Origin of the sequence: Oceanobacillus sp. E9 (assembly GCF_001741975.1) — a bacterium.
Lineage (GTDB): Bacteria > Bacillota > Bacilli > Bacillales > Amphibacillaceae > Oceanobacillus > Oceanobacillus kimchii.
This window is the reverse complement of the sequence record NZ_LSNA01000005.1, coordinates 579,519-602,687: the sequence shown is the minus strand read 5'-3', so window position 1 is coordinate 602,687 and position 23,169 is coordinate 579,519. Positions and strand designations below refer to the sequence as shown.

Below are 23,169 nucleotides of genomic sequence, written 5' to 3'. Positions count from 1 at the left end.
ATGAGTTTTAAGTAGTTGAATATTTTAATGATAATCATTTGAATTAAAGGAGGAAATTTCATGAGTTTATTTAAAGAAATTGGTGATGTGTTTTTACACGTAAATGATTTAAAGCAATCCGCAGAATGGTATGCGAAAATTTTAGGGAAGCCCAATCCAGAAGTAAATACTTCTCACCCCGTACATTGGTTTGGACTTGGAAACAGAGGGGTGTTATTAGATGATAACCGAAATAATTCGGATTATATAAGACCCTCTTTTATGTTATTGACTGAAGATATCGACAGCGCTTATGATTGGATTAAAGAAAATGATGGTATAATCGAAAAAGAGATTTCTAGAGATGATATGGTTTCGTTTTTTGTCTTCTCTGATATGGATAAAAATATGATTATGGTCTGCGAACAACATCAATAATAAACGAAAGCAAAGGTGAGTTATAGCTATGGTGAAAACTATTCTGTTTGATTTTGATGGAACAATTGCAAATACTCTCCCATTGTGTTTTGAGGTATTTAGAACAGTATTTAAAGAGTTCGACCATATTTCTTTGACTAATGATGAGATAAAAGAGATGTTTGGTCCATCTGAAACAGAAATAATTCAACTAAATGTTAAGCATCCAGATAAATTACAAGCGATTGAACGATTTTATGAAGTATATGAAGTATTACATCAATCATATGTTAATCCGATGGAAGATCTTCACAATCTATTGGATGAATTAGATACGAATGGTATGAATCTTGGAATTGTTACGGGTAAAGCCAAAAGAAGTTTAGATGTCTCCTTAAAACAATTAAAAATACAATCAAATTTTGATGTAGTCATAACAGGAGATGATGTAATTAATCCGAAACCCAATGGAGAAGGTGTAATCCGGGCAATGGAAGAATTAAATGTTACACCGGAAGAAGTAGTGTTCGTTGGAGATAGTGAAGCAGATATTTTAGCTGGAAAAGAAGCCAATGTAACTACAGTTGGAGTTCATTGGAGTGCAGAAGTTCAATCTGCTAATTTCACTACGAAACCAGATTATTATTTTACTAGAATAGATCAGTTTAAAGTTGAATTATTTAAATAAAAGGAGACATCAATGAGTTATAAATGGTTACAGTGGGCAAAAAGGATACAAGCTATATCACAATCTGGTGTTAGTTTTACACAAGATAAATTTGATCAAGAACGTTATCAGGAACTTATAAAACTAAGTGCAGAAATAATCGCTGATTATAGTGATTATAATATGGAAGCGGTTGAACAGTTATTTCTATTAGAACAAGGTTATCAGACACCTAAAGTAGATGTTAGAGGGGTGGTTTTTAATAAAGATAAAATACTCCTAGTAAAAGAGGAGATTGATAATAAATGGTCTTTACCTGGTGGCTTTTGTGATGTTGGATTATCCCCAAGTGAAAATGTTATAAAAGAAATTCAGGAAGAAGCTGGACTAGAAGTTCAAAAAAAGAAATTGATGGCTGTATATGATATGGAAAAACATCAACACTCACCCCAACCATATCATTATTATAAATTTTTTATACATTGTGAAGTTTTAGGTGGAGCTTTAGCAGAAGGAATAGAAACGATAGATGTGGATTTTTTTGATGAAAATAGTCTGCCATGTTTATCTGAGGGAAGAAATACTCTATCACAATTGAAACAAATGTTTCATTATTATCGTAATCCAGAAGAACCTACCTATTTTGATTAAGATGTAAAATAACCTCTATTACTTTTTAAGATAGAGGTTTTATTGATTTTTGAAACTTTTATTAATCGTCTTTCGTATGAAAAGTTGTAGAAAAATGTTAGGGGGTATCATGTTGTCAAAAGCAGCAATGGAACTAAAAAATGTTTCGAAACAAATTAAGAAAAAAGAAATCATCAAAGGGTTGAATTTTTCCATTGAAAGAGGAGAAGTATTTGGATTTGTAGGTCCGAACGGAGCGGGTAAAACGACGACAATTCGTATGATGGTTGGCTTGATGAGTATTTCTGAAGGAGAAGTATTGATTCAAGGGAAATCAATTCAATCGGAGTATAAGGACGCTATAAAAGAAGTTGGCGCAATTGTAGAAAATCCGGAGATGTATCCGTTTCTATCTGGATGGAAGAATTTAAAACAATTTGCCCGAATGATGCCAGATGTAACTGATGAACGAATAAAAGAAGTGATTCGATTAGTAGGTTTAGAAAAAGCGATTCACGAGAAAGCAGGACGTTATTCTTTAGGTATGCGTCAACGCTTAGGAATCGCACAAGCTTTGTTGCATCGTCCATCCATTTTAATTTTAGATGAACCTACCAATGGATTAGATCCGGCAGGTATTAGAGAAATAAGACAATACATACGTGCACTTGCGGAAAAAGAAAATGTAGCAGTCATTGTATCTAGTCATCTATTAACAGAAATAGAATTAATGTGTGATCGAATTGGTATTATTAAAAATGGAGAATTAATTGCAGTTGAATCTGTACGAAATGAGTCTAATGAAGAAAATATAAAACAAGTGATGCAAATCACTACGGATAACCCTGATAAAGCGCAAGAAATTCTTTCCGGTAAAGAATCATTATCCATTCATAAAGAAATCGACTCTATTACAGTGAATTGTGAACGAGATGAAATCCCATCTATTTTAAAAGAACTACTTAATCAAGGAGTACTTGTCTATGAAGTACAACAAGTAAAAGGGTCTCTAGAGGATAAATTCTTTGAACTGATTGGAGAGAATGTAATTGAGTAATTTTATTAATTTAGTCAAAAATGAACAAATCAAAATCTATCATTTAAAATCTACCTGGGCAATGTATATTCTTCTTGCTGTATTTGTTATTGGAGGAGCACTGATTAGTAAATTTTTTGGGCAAGAAGGTGTGGTTAGCTCTGACTTTCAACCCAATTTACATGATTATTACATGAATACACTTGGTGAAGTACCAGCTTATGATGCTTGGGCCTTTCTATATGAAAATATGTTTCTTATTTCAGTTATAAGTCTATTTACAATTATTATTGCATCCAGTATCATTTCCAACGAGTTTAAATGGGGAACGATTAAGTTATTATTAATACGCCCTAGTACACGCGCGAAAATACTATTATCTAAGTATGTTTCCGTGTTCTTATTTGCCATTACGATTATGATATTTATGATGATTTCCTCATTTCTAATCGGGTTAATTATGTTTGGTATAAATGGGGCCAATCCTACTTTAGTAGTCGAATCCGGAATGAGTTTCACAGAAACTACCTATTTAGCCCAAATACAAAAAGATATGGTGATAGGTAGTGCTTCGTTTATTCTCATAACTACATTGGCATTTACGATATCTACTTTATTCCGAAGTAGTGCAATGGCAATCGGAATCTCGATCTTTTTACTTCTATCAAATCAAATGATTGCGTTCTTTTTAAGCCAATATGATTGGGCGAAATACATTCTATTCTTAAATATGGATTTAAATCAGTATACCGCAAATGGTACTCCATATATTGAAGGAATGACGTTAGGCTTTTCGATAACGATGTTAATTATTTACTATATTATTTTTATAGCTATTTCGTGGTTTTCATTTACGAAAAGAGATGTTGCAGGTAATTAAACTTCTCTAGCTAGTTTGATAGTACAATTTCATATCTATAGCAACAACAGAGTAATAGTTCAACATTCAAACTTCTATATGTTGGACTATTATTTTTACAACAAATAAGGAGTGTGGGGATGGGACGTACATTTAAGATTTTTAGTTTATTACTGTTGCTTTGGTTAATCGGTTGTTCAAAAGAAAGTACGCAACAGTCTAAAGAAGAGGATAAGAAAGATAATGGTGGGGAAAATGATCCGATTATCAAGTTCATTCAAGATAATAAGAAAAGTGAGAATGTAGCTTTTTCAATGCACTGGAATGACCAGAATGTAGTAGATATTAATTCAAATAAAGCTTTGCCTCTAGCAAGTACTGCAAAAATTATCGTTGCGATAGAATATGCCAATCAAGCAGTGGAATCTATAATTGATCCGAGAGAAGAAATTGCTTTAGAAGAATTGAATAAATATTATCTTCCATATACCGATGGTGGTGCTCATGAAGCTTGGTTGGATCAATTTGAAAATAGCACGCAATCTGTTTCATTAGAAGAAATTGCTAAAGGAATGATTGGATATAGTTCGAATGCAAATACAGACTATCTTATTGAAAAATTAGGTCTAGATGCCATTAATAATCGAGTTAATGAATTGAATTTAACCCACCACGAACCACTGTATCCATTTACGAGTACATTGTGGATTGGACACCATTTATTAAATGAAGGTGTCGAAGAAGAGGATTTAGTTGAATCATTACGAAATATGAGTGATGAAGCATACCGAAATACATCGAGAAGGATATTTGATGAGTGGCAAAAGACTCCTCTTACTGATCAAGAAAAAATGGACGGTTTAGAAGTTTTAACCATGGATATTCAACGAGTTTGGTCAGATAGATTACCAAAAGCATCTACGAACGACTATACTCAGATTATGAAAAAACTAAATGGTAAAGATTATTATTCAGAACAAGTTCACTCCTATTTAGATCCCGTAATGGAACAAATGATGAATAATCCTGTATATCAAACTGTCGCAGAACATGTTGGTTTTAAAGGTGGTTCAACAGCATTTGTCTTGACAATGTCTATGTATGCTACAGATAACAAAGGAAATCAAATGGAGATGGCCTTCTTTTCGAATGATTTAAATTCAGAAGAATTTGAGCTATTAAGTGAGCAGATAAGTAACTTTCAAGTGAAATTACTTACAGAAGAAACATTCCGTGATGAGGTTCAGGAACAATTAAATAAGTAATGTATATAAAAATCTTTTCCTCTAAATATAAACGGAGGAAGAGATTTTTTGTTTTGTTTATCAAATACCCTTACAGGGTATATTATGAAGTGAGGAGGGATAAATATGAATCATGAACATAACCATCAACACAGTACAAATGAATATAATAATCATAGCTCCCATAGTCATGATAGTCACCATGAACATATGATTGCAGATTTTAAGAGACGATTTTTTATTTCTTTAATTTTAGCCATTCCAGTCATCATTTTATCTGATATGATTCAAATATTTTTTGGATATACATTATCGTTTAATGGAGATCATTGGGTCGAATTTATTCTTGCAACGGTTATCTTTTTCTACGGTGGATGGCCATTTTTAATTGGACTATTCAATGAGTTAAAACAAAAATCACCTGGTATGATGACATTAATTGGCTTTGCTATTTCAGTTGCGTATATTTATAGTGTAGCCACTGTATTTGGTGTCGAGGGTAATGACTTATTCTGGGAGCTTGCAACATTAATTGTGATTATGCTTCTTGGACACTGGATTGAAATGAAATCCATTAATAAAGCATCCGAGTCATTAGAGGCGCTTGCAGACTTAATGCCACAGGAAGCAAACAAAATTGATGCAGAAGGTAATACAAAAGTTATTTCTGTTTCTCAATTACAAACTGGAGACCACCTTTTAATTAAACCAGGAGAGAAAGTTCCAGCAGATGCTGTGATTATTAAAGGAAAGTCTTCCATAGATGAGTCAATGTTAACTGGGGAATCTATACCAGTAGAGAAATCTGTCAAAGATGAAGTAATTGGAGGATCCATTAATACATCAGGTTCGCTAACTGTGGAAGTTTCCAAAACAAATGAAGAAGGTTATCTGTCTCAAGTTATTCAATTAGTAAAAGAAGCGCAAGAAAGCAAATCGAAAACGCAAATGTTATCCGATAGAGCAGCAAAATTGCTATTTTATGTCGCTGTTATTGCCGGTATACTTACATTTATCATTTGGCTTGCGTTAGGATATGGACTTGCAGAAGCAACTACGAGAATGGTTACGGTATTAGTCATTTCATGTCCACACGCACTAGGGTTAGCAATTCCATTAGTCGTAGCTCGATCAACTGTGTTATCTGCTAACAAAGGTTTGTTTATCCGAAATAGAATTGGATTTGAAGATGCTAGAAATATTGATACAGTTGTTTTTGATAAAACAGGAACATTAACTAAAGGGGAGTTTGGTGTAACGGATATCATTACGGAAGGCAAACAATCTGAAGAAGATTTGTTGCGAATAGCAGCTTCGGTAGAATCGCAGTCTGAACATCCTATTGCAACAGGGATTTTGAATGAAGCGAAAAATAGGAATATCGATTTTCAATCTCCTGATGAATTTGATTCTATTACAGGTACGGGAATAAAAGCGGTATTAAACAATGAATCGATTCTGGCAGTTAGCCCTGGTTATATGGAGAAGGAAAACATACCTTTTGATAATCAAAAGTTTCAAGAGTTATCAGAAGCGGGAAAAACAGTCATTTTTATAGTGGAAAATGATTCGTTAATCGGTATGCTTGCGTTGGCGGATCAGGTAAAAGACTCTTCCAAAGAAGCGGTAGCTCGTTTACATGAACTTGGTATCCATGTACAAATGCTTACAGGGGATAACCAAAAAGTGGCTCATAGTGTAGCAGAAGAAATTGGTATAGACGAAGTTATAGCACAAGTATTGCCAGATGAAAAGGCAGATAAAATAAAACAATTAAAAAATGAAAATAAACGAATTGCAATGACTGGTGATGGGATCAACGATGCTCCTGCATTAGCAAATGCAGATTTAGGTGTAGCAGTTGGGGCAGGAACAGATGTAGCTATGGAAAGTGCGGATGTCGTATTGGTCAATAGTCATCCCGATGATGTTGTTTCAATCATCGAGTTGTCTCGGTTAACTTACCGTAAAATGATACAAAATCTTTGGTGGGCAGCAGGATACAATATTATTGCAATTCCATTAGCTGCTGGTATATTAGCCCCGTGGGGTGTTGTATTAGATCCTGCTATTGGGGCGGTACTCATGTCGTTAAGTACGATTATTGTAGCGATTAACGCGAGAACGTTAAATATGAAATAATCAAAATAGAGCTATCTCACTTTGAGATAGCTCTATTTTGATTATGGACTAACTTCTTCTATAGCTTTCTAATTCAGTCCGAGCTCTTTTATGCTCCAATTCCATAATTTTTTAGCTTCATTTTCATTCACTTTTTTATATTTTGTAGGCTGTAATTTCTTTTTGTAAAAGTATCTGCCAGAAAGGTGATCAATTTTAGACTCGGTTGTTAAATAAATAGCGGTTTCTGCACCTTCTTCTGATGTAAGAAAGAAGGGACGGAGTAGGCTGTGTACTTTTTCACCAAACCCAGTTCGTCTGTCTACACCAAGGCTTGTTGAAACCGCACCTGGATGTAGGGCAAACGTAGATACGTTCGTACCTTCTAAGTGTTTATTTAACTCAAGTGTGAAGAGTATATTACATAATTTAGACTGTCCATAACCTTTAATTACGTTAAATGAACGATTTTTAAAATGCATATCATTATAATCTAGGGTTCCCGCTTTATAGGCTCCGGAAGCAACATTAATAATTCGAGCTTGATCCGATTTTTTTAACACATCTAAGAGAAGGTAGGTAAGCAAGAAATGACCGAGATGATTAACACCAATCATTGATTCAAAACCATCTTCTGTTCTGGTATGTTTAAGCGAAACAACACCTGCATTATTGATTAGCCCATCAATCTTATAAAAGTTTTCTTTTATTTGATCTGCAAAATTATAAATACTTTCCATAGAACCTAAATCACATTGATATAATGAGATATTCGTTGAGTTGCTTTCCGCCATTGCTCTTTCTTTTGCTTCGTTACCACGCTTGGTATCTCTACATGCCATAATTACATGAATACCTTCTTTTGCAAGTTCTATCGTCGTTGCTAATCCCATCCCAGCGTTTGCGCCGGTTACAATTATCGTTTTATTTTGCATGCAATTCTCCTATTGTTTAGTATAAAAGTCTATACCCGTATTAATAAACTTTAAAAAATATTGGTGAACCATGATATTATTATTATAATGGATATATTGAAAAAATTAAAAAATTAAGGAAGTTATTTTACGATGAATGTACATATTGAAGAGGTAACAAAAGAAAACTGGCGAGAGATTGCGACGTTATCAGTTGGATCTCATCAACAACATTTAGTGGAGAGTGTACTATTGTATAGCAGAAAGCTTTATCGAACAATATACGATTTCTCTGGGATTGTATGATGATGATACACCTATAGGGTATGCAATGGTAGGATTTCACTCCGAGGAAAAGCAAAGCGCATGGTTTGATCGATTTATGATTGCTGCAGCACATCAAGGAAAAGGATATGCACATCTATATATACCGTTAATCTTGGATTATATAAAAACTACCTATCAAGTAAGAACGATAAAGTTAAGTATCATATCTACAAATTATGTTGCAAAACAATTGTACGAGAAGTATGGGTTTGTGCTTACAGGGGAGACAGATCCGGAGGGAGAACTAATTATGGAACTATCCGTTTAAGATAGCGCTTTCTAAGGCAAGTATGTTATTTGGTTGTACAAGTAAAATATGAGGAGTATCCAACTATTGAAAAAGAAGATATTTATCACTTTACTTATTGTTAGTGTTTGTATAAACATTTATTTTTTAGGAAAATGGTTGTTAATAGATCAATGGTATGTAGCAAATGAAGAAGATGAAACAATACTTGGAGAAATGGTAGTAAAAGCAATAAATTCGAACGATTATAGAGATGTCAGTGAAAGTGAACAAATTATTAGTATTAAAACTTCAGTAGACCGTAATAAGGGAGGAGTATTTCCTTATCATTATGATATATCTGTGTTAATGGATAAACAGACTCATATATTTAGTTGTGAAGATGATCGTTGTACCAAAGTAGAAAAATATGGTGAAATGTATTCAAATTATCGGGATGAAAGGTCGATATTACCATTAGGCAAATAATTTACCGTAACTATATTATGTCAACTAAAAAAGGTGAGCGATTAAAGAATTAGAATATGGTATGAAAAGGACAAATGATATGCCATCGATTGATTAATTTTTTAACATTATATATAAGTTATGTAGATACTGATAGGGGGCTACTTATAATGTTATTTTACGGGAAAAGAATTCGATTAAGAAAATTGTCCAATGAAGATGTCTCTATCTATCATAAGTGGAGAAATGATATAGAGGTCATGCAGTTTACCAATCCATCTTTAGATGTTTTCAGTTATGATGATACTGAAAAATTCGTCAATAGCATAACTGAATCTCATAATTCTAAAGGATACATGATTGAAGAAGTTAAAACTGGTAAAACAATTGGTGTCACATCGCTGATTAACATAGATTATGGAAACCGTAACGCAGAATGTATCATTGATATAGGAGATAAAGATTACTGGGGAGATGGATTTGGTCGTGAATCTTTCAAGCTTTTATTGGATTTTGCTTTTAATGAATTAAATTTGCATAAAGTATATCTTCGAGTTTTTTCTTTCAATGATCGAGCAATAAAATTATATAAAAATTTAGGATTTGCGGAAGAAGGAAAATTGAAGGAGCAGCTTTATCGAGATGGGGCCTGGCATGATATCAATTTCATGGGGCTTTTAAAAAGAAATTATAAGGAATAACACAATAGTATTTATGGTCCGTATGTAAATAAACTTGAAGTATCACTAAGGAATTACCACTTAGCTGGACACAAGATTGGTATGTATATGAGGTGAGTTAATCAAATGTTAGAGAAAATAGTGTTAAGGGATGAGAAAGTATTGCATTTTCCAAGAGGATGTAATAATGCACCACGAAAAGAATCACTCGTTCAATTTTATGCCAACATATTAGAAAGTCGTTCTAGTAATCTTAATCAATTCGTATCTCCTTCAATTACATGGAAAGAAATTCACAATACTTTCATAGAAGGAGCGGAGATCATAAATGTTTGGCTGATTGAGCGACATAAAGATATAGAAGAAATGTACATAGAATCCGTCATTACACATGGAAAAGAAGCAGCGGTTAAAGGAACGTATACATCAAACAATGAGCTAACCTATTTTTGTGATATATTCGAATTTAAAAGCGCAGGAAGACAAGCGCCAATTATAGAAGTGACTTCATTTAGAATGAATGAGTAAAATATAAGTTAGGGGATCGGGATATAGAAGTAATGACAAAACAACGTATAATAGATATTACTGTATTTATCATTGTTTTAGCGGTTCTTTGGTACATTATGGGTAGAGCTTTTCTGTATTTTACTTTAAGTACACTTACTATTTTTTCTTCTATATTTTTATTTTTAATACTGCCAATTATTATTACCATACTAATTTTAATTGTATCAAAACTGTTAGATTAGATGGAAAATTGCGACAAAGTGCCATTTTTCAGGGTGGTGAACGTTTGTTCTGTTTTTTTATGATATAGGGAGGAAAAGAGTGCTATGACAAGGAAAATCAGTTTTTTAACCGTATTTTTCTGCATAATATTATTAATCGGATGCTCTAGTAATCTAACGGGTTATATTGTTGGGATAGAAGACAATGATATTTATTTTTTGGACGGTATCACGCAGGAAGAATATAAAGAATATCAAGATAAATCAATCCAACAGTTATTAGATGATAATAACTCTTTAATTGTTCTAAATTATGATGGTAACGAAGAACTCGAACTTGGTGATTATGTAAAAGTAAAATTAGACGGAAATATTATGACATCTTACCCAGAACAAGCAAATGCAAAGGATATAACTATAGTTCAAGAATAATATAGGAAGGGATATTATTTATGTCTGCAAATAGCCAAAAAGAAGCTCTGTTAAAAGATAGCGAGGAAAATTTTAAGAAGTTATTTGACATAATTGAGTCAGTACCTTACAGAAAAAGAAAAATCTCTATTGAAACGGAAGAAAGAGATAAGAATTTCCGCGACGTCTTAATACATTTATACGAATGGCATGCGATGCTTGAGCGGTGGTATAGAGAAGGAATGCATAGTGATGTGCCTTCAATTCCTGCTCCTGGATATAAATGGAGAGATATTAGCCAATTAAATATACGAATTCGAGATAGCTATCAGGATGTAACAATAAATCATGCGATAAAAAAGTTAAAACTAAGTCATGACAGAGTGATGAAATTAATTGAGTCGCATTCGGACGAAGAAATAATGACAAAGAAATATTATAAGTGGACGAAAACAGGGAATCTCTATGCTTATTTTGCAGCAAATACTTCCCAGCATTACAAATGGGCAATAAAAAAATGTGAAGTGATTGCCAAAGAGATTATGAAAAAAGAAAATTAATAGATTAACGTGGTAGTGATATTTACTGTGGGAACACAACTGTAGTTAAAAAGGGGAGCAAATAATTAATGATTACAGAATTAAATAGTTCAGAATTTTATAGATGTAAAGCGCTTTTAAATGATCACGGACAAATAGAAGCAAAAGCAGTTGTTGAAAAAGTCAATCCTGGTCGCATTTTCGTAGATCATATTCATTCTCCCACTTCAGGAATTATTTGGTTAGGTAATAATGATGGTTTTATCTTTATAGGGAATGAGAGCAACAAAGAATTTAATTCCAACTTAAACCAATTCATTGATACAGTAATTATGCGAGAAGCACTAAAGGTAGGCTTAAATTGGTTTGAAGCTATTGGAAATCATAATAAATGGGATGAAACGATTAAAAGAGTCTTTGAAAATCGTAATATTGGAAGCTGGAATCAGAGAGTTTATTCATTGCAAAAAAAAGATTACAAGGACAACTATATACAACCTATTGCACAAGGATATAGCATTGTAAAGATTAGTGAAAAGCTCTATAACAATAGTCCTCGTTCAATAGAAAACATGGATTTTTTTCTTTCGAAAATACTAGAATTTTGGTCTTCTCCTGAGAAGTTTTTACGTAACGGTATTGGTTATTGTATTATTTATAAAAATGAAATTGTAAGTGTCTGCTTCTCTGGTTTTGTAGCTAATAAGATTCATTGTATGGATATTGAAACGCTCGAAGAACATCGAGGTAATAAGCTAGCTCAAAGGGTAGCATTAACTTTTGTAGAAGAATGTATGGATAAACATCTGATTCCGTATTGGGATTGTATGGAATCTAACAAGCCTTCGATTGCAGTTGCTGAAAGTATTGGACTTAAGAATGTATTTAATTATAAGGGGTATGAATTTAAGTTAGAATAATTTTTTCAAAAGAATTAAAATACATAAGATTGCTATTAAAGAGTGAAGAAGAAAACTGATTCACCAAAAATACTATATATTATCTTTTAGATAATCAAGGTTTATTTATCTATCAGTGTACATGAATATAGGTAAGTGAATTGTACAAGGAATGGTTCGCATATATTAAATAACCGCTTTATTTAAAGGAGGTTAATTATGCCTGAAAGTAATCCCGAAAAAAATATAGTCGACTTACAACAAGAATTTTTGGATCATCTTCGCAATGTACCTTATCCGCAATATCCACATTATGGAAAAATTACTCAATTTGAAGAAGTACCATTATCTAATCCTGAACAAAGACAATTACGACAGCCTGGAGTAGAGGAATTAATGGTTCCTTTACCAATAATAGAAAATCCAAATTATAAAGGTAGTGAAAAGCTTAAAGGAAAAGTAGCGCTCATAACAGGAGGTGATAGCGGAATTGGGGCTGCTATTGCCATTGCTTTTGCTAAAGAAGGTGCAGATATAGCAATATCCTATTTAGATGAACATAATGATGCAGAAAGAACAAAAAAACGAATTGAGCAGTTGGGGCAAGCATGTTTATTGTTGCCAGGAGATTTGGAAGACAAACAGCATGCAAAAGGAATTGTTGAACAAACAGTGGAACGATTTCGTGGGATTGATATAGTCGTTAACAATGCGGGTATCCAGTTTCAACAAAATGAATTAGAAGATATATCTGATGAACAATTTGAACGCACATTCCATGTGAATTTCTTTTCGCACTTTTACACAACAAAGGCGGCGATACCTTATTTAGAACCAGGGAGCTCAATTATTGGTACAGCATCCGTTGTAACATACTCTGGTCAGACAGATCTTATTGATTACACTGCAACCAAAGGGGCGATTGTTGGTTGGACCAGATCATTGGCATTAAATGTTGTAAAAAAAGGAATAAGAGTGAATGCAGTTGCCCCTGGACCAGTCTGGACTCCGTTAATTCCATCTAGTTTTTCTACTGATAATGTAGCTATATTTGGTTCAAATAATCCCATGCAGCGTGCCGCACAACCATTTGAATTGGCTCCTACTTTTGTTTATCTCGCTTCTAATGATTCCAGTTATGTAACTGGCCAGGTTCTTCATGTGGACGGGGGGCAGTCTACAAATTCTTAAAAGGGGTTTTTTTATGAAATATACATTTTCAAAAGAAGTTTATTGGCTTCTGGAACCTTATTCAGAAGAAACAGTATCTGTAAAATATCTTGATACTTCATTTTATTTACCTGTAATTGGAATGCGTCCACCGTTTTATTGCTATCCAGAATATGCGTTTAATTATCCTGTAGTGTAAATAAAAATAAGAGGAGGATGGGCATATTAAAATAGTGTGCTACTTGCCAATTGGTGAGTAGCACTTTTATAATTTTGCTACACAATAAGAAATGAGCAATGTCACAATAATACTAACAATATTGTTCAATATAGTATAATAAACTAAAGTAATAGTATTTTTCTCGAAAGCAGGTATAAGCTTATGGTGAAGATTATGGTTGTAGGTGCTTCTGGCTCGTTAGGTCAACTAATTTGTAAAGAAATTATAAGGATATTTGATAAACCATTTGAACTAATCGTTACAGACTATAAAGAAACCCGAGGTGAGTTATTTGCTTCTTCTTTGAAGCACAAATACACTTTTTTTAAGAAACTAGATATTAATAATGAAGAAGAAATACATAAAACGATAGTAAATTTAGATTTAGTTATTGTAGCCATTGAACAAAAACACCCAATGGTACAAGAAAAGTGCATAGAAAAACAAATTATGTGTATCGATGTAACTCCATATCAACCGTTCGTTGATATGGTTCTAATGTTAAATAGTAAGTGTGAAAATAATCAAGTTGCATCAATAGTAATGTCAGGTTTTTTGCCGGGGTTATCAGGATTAATGATAAAAGAGGGGATAAGAGGTTTTCAAGAAGTGGAAGAAGTAAATTTAGGATTTTTGCAGAGCACAAATGCAAAGGTAGGTGTTACGGGCATCGTTGATATGTTGTCTATCGTATCCGGCCCTGTAGATTTGAACAATCAAATAATTAAAGGTTTTTCTTTTAAAAAACGTATGCAGTTTTATAAAAAAGACAAGCAAAGTAATGTGAGGTTAATTCATCATGCTGAACAGAAGCACTTGAAAGAAAATCTAAAAATAAATAATTTGAGATATTGGACAGCATGGGATCAGCCGATATTTAATAAAGCCATATCACTTTTCAATAAAACTGGCTTCATAAATTTTATTACTCAAGCTCAATACAAACATACCTTGAGTAAGTTCGTTAAACATAACCCTCGAAAAAGCGAAAATGCCTATTTAACTGTCGAAATTAAAGGGAAAAGTAATAACGTTAAACATTCAAAACTTTTGCAGTTAGTTACACCTTCAGACTACTATACTACGGCTATGATAACAGCTGCGCTTAGCAATATTTTACTCAAGCATAATTTATCGGGTGCACGCTTTCCATTTCAGATAACAAACCTCGATAACATATTAAGAACAATTAAATCAGATAAAATACAGTTAAATATTAGGGATATATAGAGATTTTAAGGTGGTATCTAACAATACCAGCTAGTAGCCCTTAGGGTGTTCAAGAATAGGACGCGGTAATTGAATAAACGTGCTGCTGAAATGTGCAAGATTGCTTAAGAAGAAAGTCAGTTATTAAGAAGTATAGGAATATACATTATAGGTGTTGGTCAAGTAGGGAAGCAAAAGAATCTGAGAATGAGACATATAATTTTATCTTTAAAACGGCAATTGATCAGAACGATAAGAGAGCTTGTTAAAAAATAGAAAAAGTAATATTTGATGAAAATTACTATAAGAATCGTACATACGGTACAGCAAGAGCAAAATATACAAACAAGTATGGAATTGGTTTTAAAGAAGATGGACGTCAGCTTAAAGACTTGAATGACAAGGGTAAAGCAATTAAATGTTAGTTTTTTGTGCAACAAAAAAAGTATATATATATTTTCTAGTTTACATAATATTTATTATAGGAAGTAAACGCAAAACAATGAAATCTTGTCTCATAATCAAAGTTAACTCTAGATAGTGAGACAAGATTAAAATTTAACAGGATTTAACAGCGATTTTCAAATAGATATAATTTTTAATTGATTAATCATCTATTGATATATTTTTTAATGGTTGCTTTGCTGGACCTTCAATCACTTCTCCTGTGTAATTATATCTTGAACCGTGACACGGACAATCCCAAGTTCGATCTTCTTGATTCCAATTTACTTCACATCCTAAATGTGTACAAGTTGTATCAACGCTATAAATATTATCTTGTTTATCTTTATATACACCAATTCTAATTCCTTTATTGTGTGTAATCATAGCTTCATCCTGATTTAAATCGTCAACTTTTGTACCACCTGTAAAACTGAATTTCCCTTTTATAAATTCCTTCGCTGTATTCGCGTTTACGGTAAATAGCTTCTTGATCATTGGATCAGCCTTGAACCTACTTGGTGATAGTAATTCACGGTATTGATTATTTTCATGCTTCAATATATAACTTGCTAATACATTTGCGGCTAATGTTCCGTTTGTCATGCCCCATTTTCGATAACCTGTTGCTATAAGGATACTTGGGTCCCCATCTGTAATTGGACCGATATAAGGAAGTTTATCTAAAGTTGTAAGATCTTGTGCAGACCATCGATAAGCAATATGATCTACATCAAAATATGTTTTTGCGAACGATTGCAACTCTTCGTAATGAGCTATCGATGATTTTCCTTGTCCAGCTCGATGATTTTCACCAGCAATTATTATATAATCCTCGTTATCAATGGTTGCTGATCGTACAGATCTTGTAGCAGATTCGACATTAATATACATTCCTTTTACTTTCGAATCGGTTTTCCCAGCAATTACATAGGAGCGCTCTGCGTACATACGTGTGAAATATAATCCTTCATTATCATGAAATGGAAAGTGGCTTGCAGAAACAACATAATTACAAGTGATTCGATGGTCTCCTTTTGTAATTACTGTTGTGTGCTTATTTCTCTCTACTTCCATAGCGACGGTATATTCATAAACTTCTAATCCGTTATTAATTGCATCATGAAGTAAGAAATGTAAATATTTTAATGGATGAAATTGAGCTTGACCAGGCATTAATAATCCTTTTTTTATTGGGATTTGAATCGGTAAGTTATCGACTAGTTCTGCTTTAATATCCAGTACATTATATGCTTTGAATTCATTTTCAATTTTATCTACATAATAATAATCATTCGTATACAAATAAGCATCTTGCTCTTCATAACCGCAGGATATACCTTGTTGTTGTATCGTGTTTTTTATAAAATTATTCGATTCTTTAGCAGCTTGATAATATTTTAATGCAACTTCTTCCCCAAGGTTTTTAATTAGTTCATCATAAATTAATCCATGTTGTTCTGTGATTTTTGCTGTCGTATGTCCAGTTGTTCCATTTAATATATTATCTGCGTCAACCAATATTACTTTAACTCCCTCTTTTGCTAGTAAATAGGCAGTAGTGATCCCTGTTATCCCTCCACCGACTATACAAACATCTGTTTTCACAGATTGCTGCAACTTATCGAATTTAGGAAGGTCAACATTTTTTCTCCATAATGGTTCTGCAGATGACAATGGTTTTTCTTTCATTATTCGGTCTCCTTACTCAAGAATTTATGTAATATCATTCCCTTCTAATGATTCTTTACTCAAAAAAACACCTGTTTCCACATGGAAATCAGGTGTTTTTTTACTATTTATCGATTTTCAAAAAATAGACGGTTTAGCGAAATATATTCATTTTCTTCTTCTGGAACTTCGTCTTCCATATAAATTGCCTCTACAGGGCATACAGCTTCACATGCACCACAATCAATACAAATATCCGGATCAATGTAGAACATGTCTTCGCCTTCTTCTATACAATCAACAGGACATACTTCAACGCACTCTCCTGCTTTTTCCGTTTTACAGGGTGACGTAATAATAAAAGCCAACGAATTTCTCCTCCTTCTTGCCGATGTTGTCAGATATTATCCTATTATAACTCATTATGTCTTAAAAATAAATGAATCATTCATTATCCAATCGCATCATAACATATAAAAAGCCGTATGAAAGGAGTTAAATATGCAAATTACTATTCGACCTGGAGACACTGCCTGGTATTATAGCCAATTATTTCAAGTACCGTTAATTCTTATTGAGACTTCAAATCCTGATAAAAATATTTTATCTTTAACGATTGAACAATCATTGGAAATTCCGGGGTATATGTTAAATGAATATAATGTACAGACAGGTGACAGTTATTGGTCTATTGCAAACCGTTATCAATTACCAATAGATAGTATTGAAATTGTGAATCCAAATAGTAACCCACAAGACCTTCAACCTAATCAAACTATATTGGTACCAGTAAGAATACAAGACTTACTTATAAATGATATCGATCAATATACGTATGAGAAATTTATACAGGATTTAACAATGTTACAACAAGTATATCCATTTATCCAACTAAGAAATATAGGGAATTCCGTATTAGGAAAAGATATTATTGAATTGCAGATTGGGTCAGGCTCTAAACAAGTGCACATGAATGGCTCATCCCATGCAAATGAATGGATTACAACCCCGGTATTAATGAAGTTCATAAATGATTACGTGCTTGCTTTAACGAACGGTCAAACAATTCGCGGGTTACCGATGTTGCCATTCTATCAACAAACGCAACTATCCATTGTTCCGATGGTGAATCCTGACGGGGTAGATCTGGTAATCTTAGGTGCAGATGCTGCAGAAGAGTTTCGAGATACTGTGTTAAAAGTTAATAACCAAAACCCTGATTTTTCCGATTGGAAAGCAAATATACGAGGAGTAGATTTAAATAATCAATATCCTGCCCTATGGGGTGTTGAGGCAGAAAGAAAACTAAGTTCACCACAACCTAGAGATTTTCCAGGCTATGCTCCACTTACAGAACCAGAAGCTATAGCTATCACAGAACTAACGGGAGAACGTGATTTTAGTAGAGTAAATACACTTCATACCCAAGGAGAAGTAATTTTCTGGGGTTTTGAAGGATTAGAACCGCCTGAATCTTTAACAGTTGTAACAGAATTCGAAAGAGTGAGTGGATACATCCCGATCCAATATGTAGATAGTTATGCTGGTTATAAAGATTGGTTTATCCAGGAATACAGGCGTCCTGGCTTTACATTAGAATTAGGTCAGGGAACTAACCCGCTTCCAATCAGTCAATTCGATGAAATCTATGAGCAAACCTTAGGTATACTAATAGCAAACCTTTATTTATAAATAGATGTTAATTTCATATCTTTACTAGAATTAATATCCAAAACGTATACATCTGGGTTTCCAAGCGTTTTCCAATCTTCGAAACCAAAATCATTATTGTATTGTTGAAATAAATGAGACAATATATTGCCATGACTAACGATGATAATGGTATCTAATCCAGGATTATTCATTAAAGGAGTCAAAACTGCGTTTGCTCTTTGTAAAAGCATAGATGCAGATTCACCACCTGGTAAATAGAATTCAGGATCTTCAAAAGACTGTTTTAATGCGTCCATCCAATCTTCTGTTGGCTCAGCACATAATACTCGTTCTTTTAAACGATCATCAATATTTATCTCTATATTTAGTTGGTTAGAAAAAGGTTTTATTGTGTCAATTGCCCGTAAATAAGGGCTTGACCATATGCCACAGAAAGATTCATTCGTATTTTGAAGAAATAATGATAACTCTTTTGCTTGTTGCAAACCGGTATATGTTAAAGGAGCATCAGGATGTTGTCCTTCTGCAGAACAGTGTCGAATGAAATATATTTTCTTCATAGCAAAGTCACCTCATTATTCTAAATGTTACGTATCTTCATCAGTATACCATGAAAAACTAAGAAAGTTTACTATTTAATAAAACAACTTTTTGGAACATAGATACAAAAAAACAGGGGCATGTCCCCTGTTTTATAGTTCTTTAAAATATTCTTTATGAAATCCTGCCATTCGATTGCTATTATCAATCACAAAATAAAACTCTTCCGTTTCATTTTTTACATCATAACGTTTGCCAGGAGTTAATTTGTTTTCTACAATATATTTTTTTGCATTCGCATGCACACATTCAATTTGTTTTATAGTTGGTCGGTTCTCCCAATTTAAGTGAATCATAAAGGTTCTTCCTTTCTAGTTTACATAATATTATTATCGTTAATCAAATAAATACAAATATTTACTATAACCTTCTTCTTCCATCTTTTCTTTTGGAATAAAACGCATCGCTGCAGAGTTCATGCAATATCTTAGACCGCCTTTATCTTGAGGTCCATCTTCAAAAACATGTCCTAAGTGTGAATCTGATTGTTTACTTCGAATTTCTGTACGCACCATTCCATGTGTTTTATCTACCTTATCTTCTATTTGATAAGGGTCAACTGGTTTTGTAAAGCTTGGCCAACCGCACCCAGCATCATATTGATCCTTAGATGAAAATAAAACATTACCTTTTATAATATCGACATAAATTCCTTCTTGAGTATTGTTCCAGTATTCATTGTCAAATGGACGTTCTGTTCCATTCTCCTGTGTAACATGATACTGAATTGGAGTTAGCTTTTCTTTTAAATCACTTTTATTAATTGTATTTTGCCAATTATTTTTAATAAAATCTTGTCTTCCTGATCCTTTTTTATACATCCTGTAATGGAAGCTGCGTTTTTTATAATAATCTTGGTGATCTTCTTCCGCTTCATAAAATGGTTTAGCTGGAAGAATCGGCGTCACTATTGGCATTTTAAAGCGATTACTCTCATCTAATGCTTTTTTAGAATCCTCAGCTATCTTTTTTTGTTCTTCCGTATGATAAAAGATAGCTGACTGGTATGATTCTCCACGGTCATTAAATTGGCCACCAGCATCAGTAGGGTCAATTTGTTGCCAAAAAGTTTCTACCAATTCTTGATAAGACATTATTTCAGGATCAAATGTAATTTGTACCGCTTCAACATGACCTGTTGTATTCGAACACACTTGTTCATAGGTTGGATTTTCTACATGTCCTCCTGTATAACCAGAACGAATATCTATAACACCTGGTCGTTGATCAAATGGCTCTACCATACACCAGAAGCAACCTCCTGCAAATGTAGCTATTTCTGTTTGTTTAGACATGTAACTCCTCCAGTCATATTTAATAAATCAGTTTATCCCTATTTTTCCCTTTTTAATAAAAAAAATCAAGCGCAAAGCATTATATATATAACTTTGGAGTAGATATCCCTGATTTCTTTTCTTTAACGTACTTTGGTGGATTGGTATTTGCGTCAGTCTCTTTATCTAAAGAATGATTTAAATTTATATTTTTAGTTATATCCTCTTCTGTATTAGAATCTGTATTTTCAAATGATTTATTTGAGGTATTCTCATCTTCCTCATTGGAGATCTCCTTAAAAGCTTTCATCATTTTATACATACTAGGAAGATTTTTAACCATAGGACCGTATTCCTGAATTAACGGTGCTGTAGATTGCAATATTCCTAAAAATTGTTGGACGCCTCCTAAGGTTTTAGATAAAGTTTGTAAACCACCAGAAGATGCCGTTCCTAATCCACCTACTGATTTGCCGCCTCCAAAAGAGGATAATAAACCAGCAAATCCTCTAGAATTAGTTTTACCTCTCATTTGATTATTGTTTAAAAACGGATTTCTATTTTGTTGAGGGTGCATAGGTTCAAAAGGTTGTTGTTGTCGTTCGGATGGTGGAAAAACCATTCTTATCCCCCTTATCATGATGTTCTACCTATAGATTACGCTATTACACTATAGAATGTGTAGGCTTGATTTAGAAACATTTCCCGGGAAACCGCATGAAATGGCATAATATACAAAATTCAGCATGCGCAGGCAAACTATTTGTCGAAAAAGTAAAAAATTAATCAAACGTTTGTTTGAATTATTAATAGATGTTCTTTATATAAAAAAGCAGCTCTTTAATGAGCTGCTTTTTTCCATTCGTATTCATTCCATATAGAATCGAATGCTACTATTGCACTTGGAAATGGGCTATTCCATTCTAAATAATCACTAATTTCATCATAGCTATTGGAGTGTTTAGGGAAATTATGATCTCGAAACGCCCATTCTGCGAGTTCTGAGTTAACATCCTTTTGTAACTTACCTCGATAGGTCATTAAAAACTGATAGAATGTTTGTTCCATCTGTGCTCCCCCTCTACTATTATCATTCATTCATAAATGCTTCATGCTTTTCTTGTTTCTTTTTATAAACTATTTTAGATAAATAAATACTAATTTCATAAATAACCATAAGTGGAACTGCAACAACAATTTGTAAAATAAAATCTGGAGGTGTAATTAATACACCAATAACAATCAATACAAAATAAGCATACTTACGGTTTTTCCTCATGAAATGTGGTGTTAATATTCCTAAACTTGTTAAAAACATTGCTATTAAAGGTAGTTCAAATAGAAATGCAAAAGGTAAAGTAATTTTCATTAAAAAGGTAAAATATCTATCAACCGTGAACATGATATTAAACATGTCTTCGTTTAGTGATAGCAAGAATGGAAATATTAGATGAATGAAAATGAGATATCCAAATATAAGTCCAATAATAAATAGTAAGAATAATGCTGGTATATAAGATAATGATATCTTTTTCTCACGAGAAGTTAAAGCTGGACTTATAAAAGCCCATATTTGATAAGCTAGAACAGGAATTGTCCCGACTATGGCAACCAAACCTGCCATTGAGAAATAAACCCAGATAATTTCTGTTGGACTAATTGCTGTTAATTCAAGATCTATATCATTAACGAAAAACCAGTAAATATCTTTCACATTTAGAAAACCTATAATAAATAGTATGATAAATATTACGGCTGTAACAATTAATCGATTACGCAATTCGGATAAATGTCCTACTACATTCATTTCTTTTTCTGTACTTTCCGTACTATTGGTATATTGATCTTCAGGTGTTGACATGTACAAGCACTCCTTATGTACGACATAAAAGAAGATGTAAGGGTATTTCCCCTACACCTCCATTTCATTGTTTCTTTTTATTGTGGTCATTCATAATATCTTGACTAGCATTTTTAAATTCTTTTAGTGTTGTTCCAAAAGCTCGTCCGATTTCAGGTAACTTATTTGGCCCAAATACAATTAATGCTACAATTAAAATCAAAATTAAGCCTGGAAAGCCGATATTACTAAACATCAAGCATCACTCCACCGTCGTAGGTATTTTAATAACATCAATTGTTATTATATTTCAGTATTAAAATCGATACTACCCAGAATAATCCATTAAATACATCTCTCTACTTTAACTTTATACATATCATAGCACGATTAGAAATAATTAAACAAGTTATTCATTAAACTTTTCGATCATATTGAATGAAGTAGTAATCATACGGATTTTTTTCATCTTTTTCACCTTTAATTTTAGATGATACTATCCAGTCTTCCTTATTAAATTCAGGAAAAAATGTATCTCCGGTAAATGAATCATCAATCAAGGTGATATACATCCGATCTGCAATATCCATAACTTGTTTAAATAAGTTTGCACCACCGATTATAAAATATTCTTCTTTCGGATTCTCCATGTTCCATTTTTTTATTTTGTCAATATGATGAATTATTTTCACATTTTCATACTGCACGTCCGTTCGCTTGGTTAAAACAATATTTTTTCGGTTTGGTAATGCGCCACCCATTGATTCGAACGTTTTTCTTCCCATAATTATAGTATTACCTGTTGTCTTTTCTTTAAAAAAACGTAAATCTTTTGGCAAATGCCAAGGCAATTGATTATTAACTCCAATTACATGATTGCGATCCATAGCAAGTAATAACGAAATCATATTATATCCTC

General features: G+C 33.0%; 31 protein-coding genes. 20 read left to right on the top strand and 11 right to left on the bottom strand.

All coding sequences use genetic code 11. The features are described 5' to 3' along the window. Positions 1-60: 60 nt before the first annotated feature. From AQ616_RS06740 to AQ616_RS06710, 7 genes are all read left to right on the top strand, one after another. Positions 61-417, top strand: a complete 357-nt coding sequence (locus AQ616_RS06740) for a VOC family protein (RefSeq protein WP_017796829.1) — start codon at positions 61-63, stop codon at positions 415-417. Between the two features lie 28 nt (positions 418-445). Next, on the top strand, positions 446-1,084 hold the full coding sequence (locus AQ616_RS06735) for an HAD family hydrolase (protein ID WP_069685329.1): 639 nt from the start codon (positions 446-448) through the stop codon (positions 1,082-1,084). A 12-nt stretch (positions 1,085-1,096) separates the two neighbouring features. Continuing rightward, positions 1,097-1,714: an NUDIX hydrolase gene (locus AQ616_RS06730; protein ID WP_069685328.1), complete on the top strand. Its 618-nt coding sequence runs from the start codon at positions 1,097-1,099 to the stop codon at positions 1,712-1,714. A gap of 112 nt (positions 1,715-1,826) precedes the next feature. Then, positions 1,827-2,750 carry an ABC transporter ATP-binding protein gene (locus AQ616_RS06725; RefSeq protein ID WP_017796832.1) on the top strand — a complete coding sequence of 308 codons (924 nt, stop codon included), beginning with the start codon at positions 1,827-1,829 and terminating at the stop codon, positions 2,748-2,750. Next, on the top strand, positions 2,743-3,609 hold the full coding sequence (locus AQ616_RS06720) for an ABC transporter permease (RefSeq protein ID WP_017796833.1): 867 nt from the start codon (positions 2,743-2,745) through the stop codon (positions 3,607-3,609). Before AQ616_RS06725 ends, AQ616_RS06720 begins: the two co-directional genes overlap by 8 nt. A 119-nt stretch (positions 3,610-3,728) precedes the next feature. Then, positions 3,729-4,853, top strand: a complete 1,125-nt coding sequence (locus AQ616_RS06715) for a serine hydrolase (protein WP_069685327.1) — start codon at positions 3,729-3,731, stop codon at positions 4,851-4,853. A 105-nt stretch (positions 4,854-4,958) separates the two neighbouring features. Next, a complete protein-coding gene (locus AQ616_RS06710; RefSeq protein WP_069685326.1) occupies positions 4,959-6,974 on the top strand; it encodes a copper-translocating P-type ATPase in 2,016 nt (671 codons plus the stop codon). Positions 6,975-7,042: 68 nt separating this feature from the next. Here the strand turns inward: AQ616_RS06710 and AQ616_RS06705 are convergent, their stop codons facing one another. After that, positions 7,043-7,888 carry an SDR family oxidoreductase gene (locus AQ616_RS06705; protein WP_069685325.1) on the bottom strand — a complete coding sequence of 282 codons (846 nt, stop codon included), beginning with the start codon at positions 7,886-7,888 and terminating at the stop codon, positions 7,043-7,045. 132 nt (positions 7,889-8,020) lie between these two features. Between AQ616_RS06705 and AQ616_RS19865 the strand changes: the two genes are divergently transcribed. The 12 genes from AQ616_RS19865 (at position 8,021) to AQ616_RS06660 (ending at position 14,768) form a co-directional block, all read left to right on the top strand. Then, positions 8,021-8,173: a hypothetical protein gene (locus AQ616_RS19865; protein WP_240490474.1), complete on the top strand. Its 153-nt coding sequence runs from the start codon at positions 8,021-8,023 to the stop codon at positions 8,171-8,173. Further along, positions 8,166-8,462 (top strand): GNAT family N-acetyltransferase, encoded by a 297-nt coding sequence (locus tag AQ616_RS06700; protein ID WP_240490473.1) that lies wholly within the window; start codon positions 8,166-8,168, stop codon positions 8,460-8,462. Before AQ616_RS19865 ends, AQ616_RS06700 begins: the two co-directional genes overlap by 8 nt. Positions 8,463-8,528: 66 nt before the next feature. Next, positions 8,529-8,909 carry a hypothetical protein gene (locus tag AQ616_RS06695; protein ID WP_069685324.1) on the top strand — a complete coding sequence of 127 codons (381 nt, stop codon included), beginning with the start codon at positions 8,529-8,531 and terminating at the stop codon, positions 8,907-8,909. Positions 8,910-9,058: 149 nt separating this feature from the next. Further along, complete coding sequence (locus tag AQ616_RS06690; protein ID WP_017796839.1) at positions 9,059-9,589, top strand: GNAT family N-acetyltransferase; 531 nt, start codon at positions 9,059-9,061, stop codon at positions 9,587-9,589. A 105-nt stretch (positions 9,590-9,694) separates the two neighbouring features. Beyond that, a complete protein-coding gene (locus tag AQ616_RS06685; RefSeq protein ID WP_069685323.1) occupies positions 9,695-10,096 on the top strand; it encodes a hypothetical protein in 402 nt (133 codons plus the stop codon). Between the two features lie 32 nt (positions 10,097-10,128). Further along, on the top strand, positions 10,129-10,320 hold the full coding sequence (locus AQ616_RS19405; protein ID WP_139136328.1) for a hypothetical protein: 192 nt from the start codon (positions 10,129-10,131) through the stop codon (positions 10,318-10,320). Between the two features lie 84 nt (positions 10,321-10,404). After that, entirely contained in the window at positions 10,405-10,731 is a 327-nt protein-coding gene (locus tag AQ616_RS06680; protein ID WP_017796841.1) for a DUF3221 domain-containing protein, read from the top strand. Positions 10,732-10,751: 20 nt separating this feature from the next. Further along, on the top strand, positions 10,752-11,270 hold the full coding sequence (locus AQ616_RS06675) for a ClbS/DfsB family four-helix bundle protein (RefSeq protein ID WP_017796842.1): 519 nt from the start codon (positions 10,752-10,754) through the stop codon (positions 11,268-11,270). A 68-nt stretch (positions 11,271-11,338) separates the two neighbouring features. Then, positions 11,339-12,169, top strand: coding sequence for a GNAT family N-acetyltransferase (locus AQ616_RS06670; protein ID WP_017796843.1), 831 nt, complete (start codon positions 11,339-11,341; stop codon positions 12,167-12,169). A gap of 198 nt (positions 12,170-12,367) precedes the next feature. Next, entirely contained in the window at positions 12,368-13,339 is a 972-nt protein-coding gene (locus AQ616_RS06665) for an SDR family oxidoreductase (protein WP_069685322.1), read from the top strand. A gap of 13 nt (positions 13,340-13,352) precedes the next feature. Further along, positions 13,353-13,517 (top strand): hypothetical protein, encoded by a 165-nt coding sequence (locus AQ616_RS19565; RefSeq protein ID WP_017796845.1) that lies wholly within the window; start codon positions 13,353-13,355, stop codon positions 13,515-13,517. A 183-nt stretch (positions 13,518-13,700) separates the two neighbouring features. After that, positions 13,701-14,768 (top strand): saccharopine dehydrogenase NADP-binding domain-containing protein, encoded by a 1,068-nt coding sequence (locus AQ616_RS06660; RefSeq protein WP_017796846.1) that lies wholly within the window; start codon positions 13,701-13,703, stop codon positions 14,766-14,768. A gap of 585 nt (positions 14,769-15,353) precedes the next feature. Here the strand turns inward: AQ616_RS06660 and AQ616_RS06655 are convergent. Together AQ616_RS06655 and AQ616_RS06650 are read right to left on the bottom strand one after the other, a co-directional pair. After that, the gene (locus tag AQ616_RS06655; RefSeq protein ID WP_069685321.1) at positions 15,354-16,883 is read right to left on the bottom strand and encodes an FAD-dependent oxidoreductase; all 1,530 of its coding nucleotides are present in this window, start codon (positions 16,881-16,883) and stop codon (positions 15,354-15,356) included. A 107-nt stretch (positions 16,884-16,990) separates the two neighbouring features. Then, positions 16,991-17,230: a 4Fe-4S dicluster domain-containing protein gene (locus AQ616_RS06650; RefSeq protein ID WP_017796848.1), complete on the bottom strand. Its 240-nt coding sequence runs from the start codon at positions 17,228-17,230 to the stop codon at positions 16,991-16,993. A 133-nt stretch (positions 17,231-17,363) separates the two neighbouring features. Here AQ616_RS06650 and AQ616_RS06645 point away from each other — a divergent pair, with 133 nt between their 5' ends. After that, on the top strand, positions 17,364-18,554 hold the full coding sequence (locus AQ616_RS06645) for a M14 family metallopeptidase (protein ID WP_069685320.1): 1,191 nt from the start codon (positions 17,364-17,366) through the stop codon (positions 18,552-18,554). On the opposite strand, the gene AQ616_RS06640 is transcribed toward AQ616_RS06645, so the two are convergent. The 8 genes from AQ616_RS06640 to AQ616_RS06605 form a co-directional block, all read right to left on the bottom strand. Next, entirely contained in the window at positions 18,545-19,096 is a 552-nt protein-coding gene (locus AQ616_RS06640; RefSeq protein WP_017796850.1) for a histidine phosphatase family protein, read from the bottom strand. The genes AQ616_RS06645 and AQ616_RS06640 overlap by 10 nt on opposite strands. Before the next feature lie 132 nt (positions 19,097-19,228). Further along, positions 19,229-19,432: a DUF6501 family protein gene (locus AQ616_RS06635; protein WP_017796851.1), complete on the bottom strand. Its 204-nt coding sequence runs from the start codon at positions 19,430-19,432 to the stop codon at positions 19,229-19,231. A gap of 39 nt (positions 19,433-19,471) precedes the next feature. Further along, the gene (gene msrA / locus AQ616_RS06630; RefSeq protein WP_069685319.1) at positions 19,472-20,431 is read right to left on the bottom strand and encodes a peptide-methionine (S)-S-oxide reductase MsrA; all 960 of its coding nucleotides are present in this window, start codon (positions 20,429-20,431) and stop codon (positions 19,472-19,474) included. 79 nt (positions 20,432-20,510) lie between these two features. Next, positions 20,511-21,032 (bottom strand): VrrA/YqfQ family protein, encoded by a 522-nt coding sequence (gene vrrA / locus AQ616_RS06625; RefSeq protein ID WP_069685318.1) that lies wholly within the window; start codon positions 21,030-21,032, stop codon positions 20,511-20,513. A gap of 218 nt (positions 21,033-21,250) precedes the next feature. Further along, on the bottom strand, positions 21,251-21,478 hold the full coding sequence (locus AQ616_RS06620) for a YozE family protein (RefSeq protein ID WP_017796854.1): 228 nt from the start codon (positions 21,476-21,478) through the stop codon (positions 21,251-21,253). A 22-nt stretch (positions 21,479-21,500) separates the two neighbouring features. Continuing rightward, a complete protein-coding gene (tatC, locus tag AQ616_RS06615) occupies positions 21,501-22,271 on the bottom strand; it encodes a twin-arginine translocase subunit TatC (RefSeq protein WP_017796855.1) in 771 nt (256 codons plus the stop codon). Positions 22,272-22,335: 64 nt separating this feature from the next. Next, positions 22,336-22,506: a twin-arginine translocase TatA/TatE family subunit gene (locus AQ616_RS06610; protein WP_017796856.1), complete on the bottom strand. Its 171-nt coding sequence runs from the start codon at positions 22,504-22,506 to the stop codon at positions 22,336-22,338. Positions 22,507-22,666: 160 nt separating this feature from the next. Beyond that, the gene (locus AQ616_RS06605; protein WP_017796857.1) at positions 22,667-23,158 is read right to left on the bottom strand and encodes a dihydrofolate reductase; all 492 of its coding nucleotides are present in this window, start codon (positions 23,156-23,158) and stop codon (positions 22,667-22,669) included. Positions 23,159-23,169: the final 11 nt, after the last annotated feature.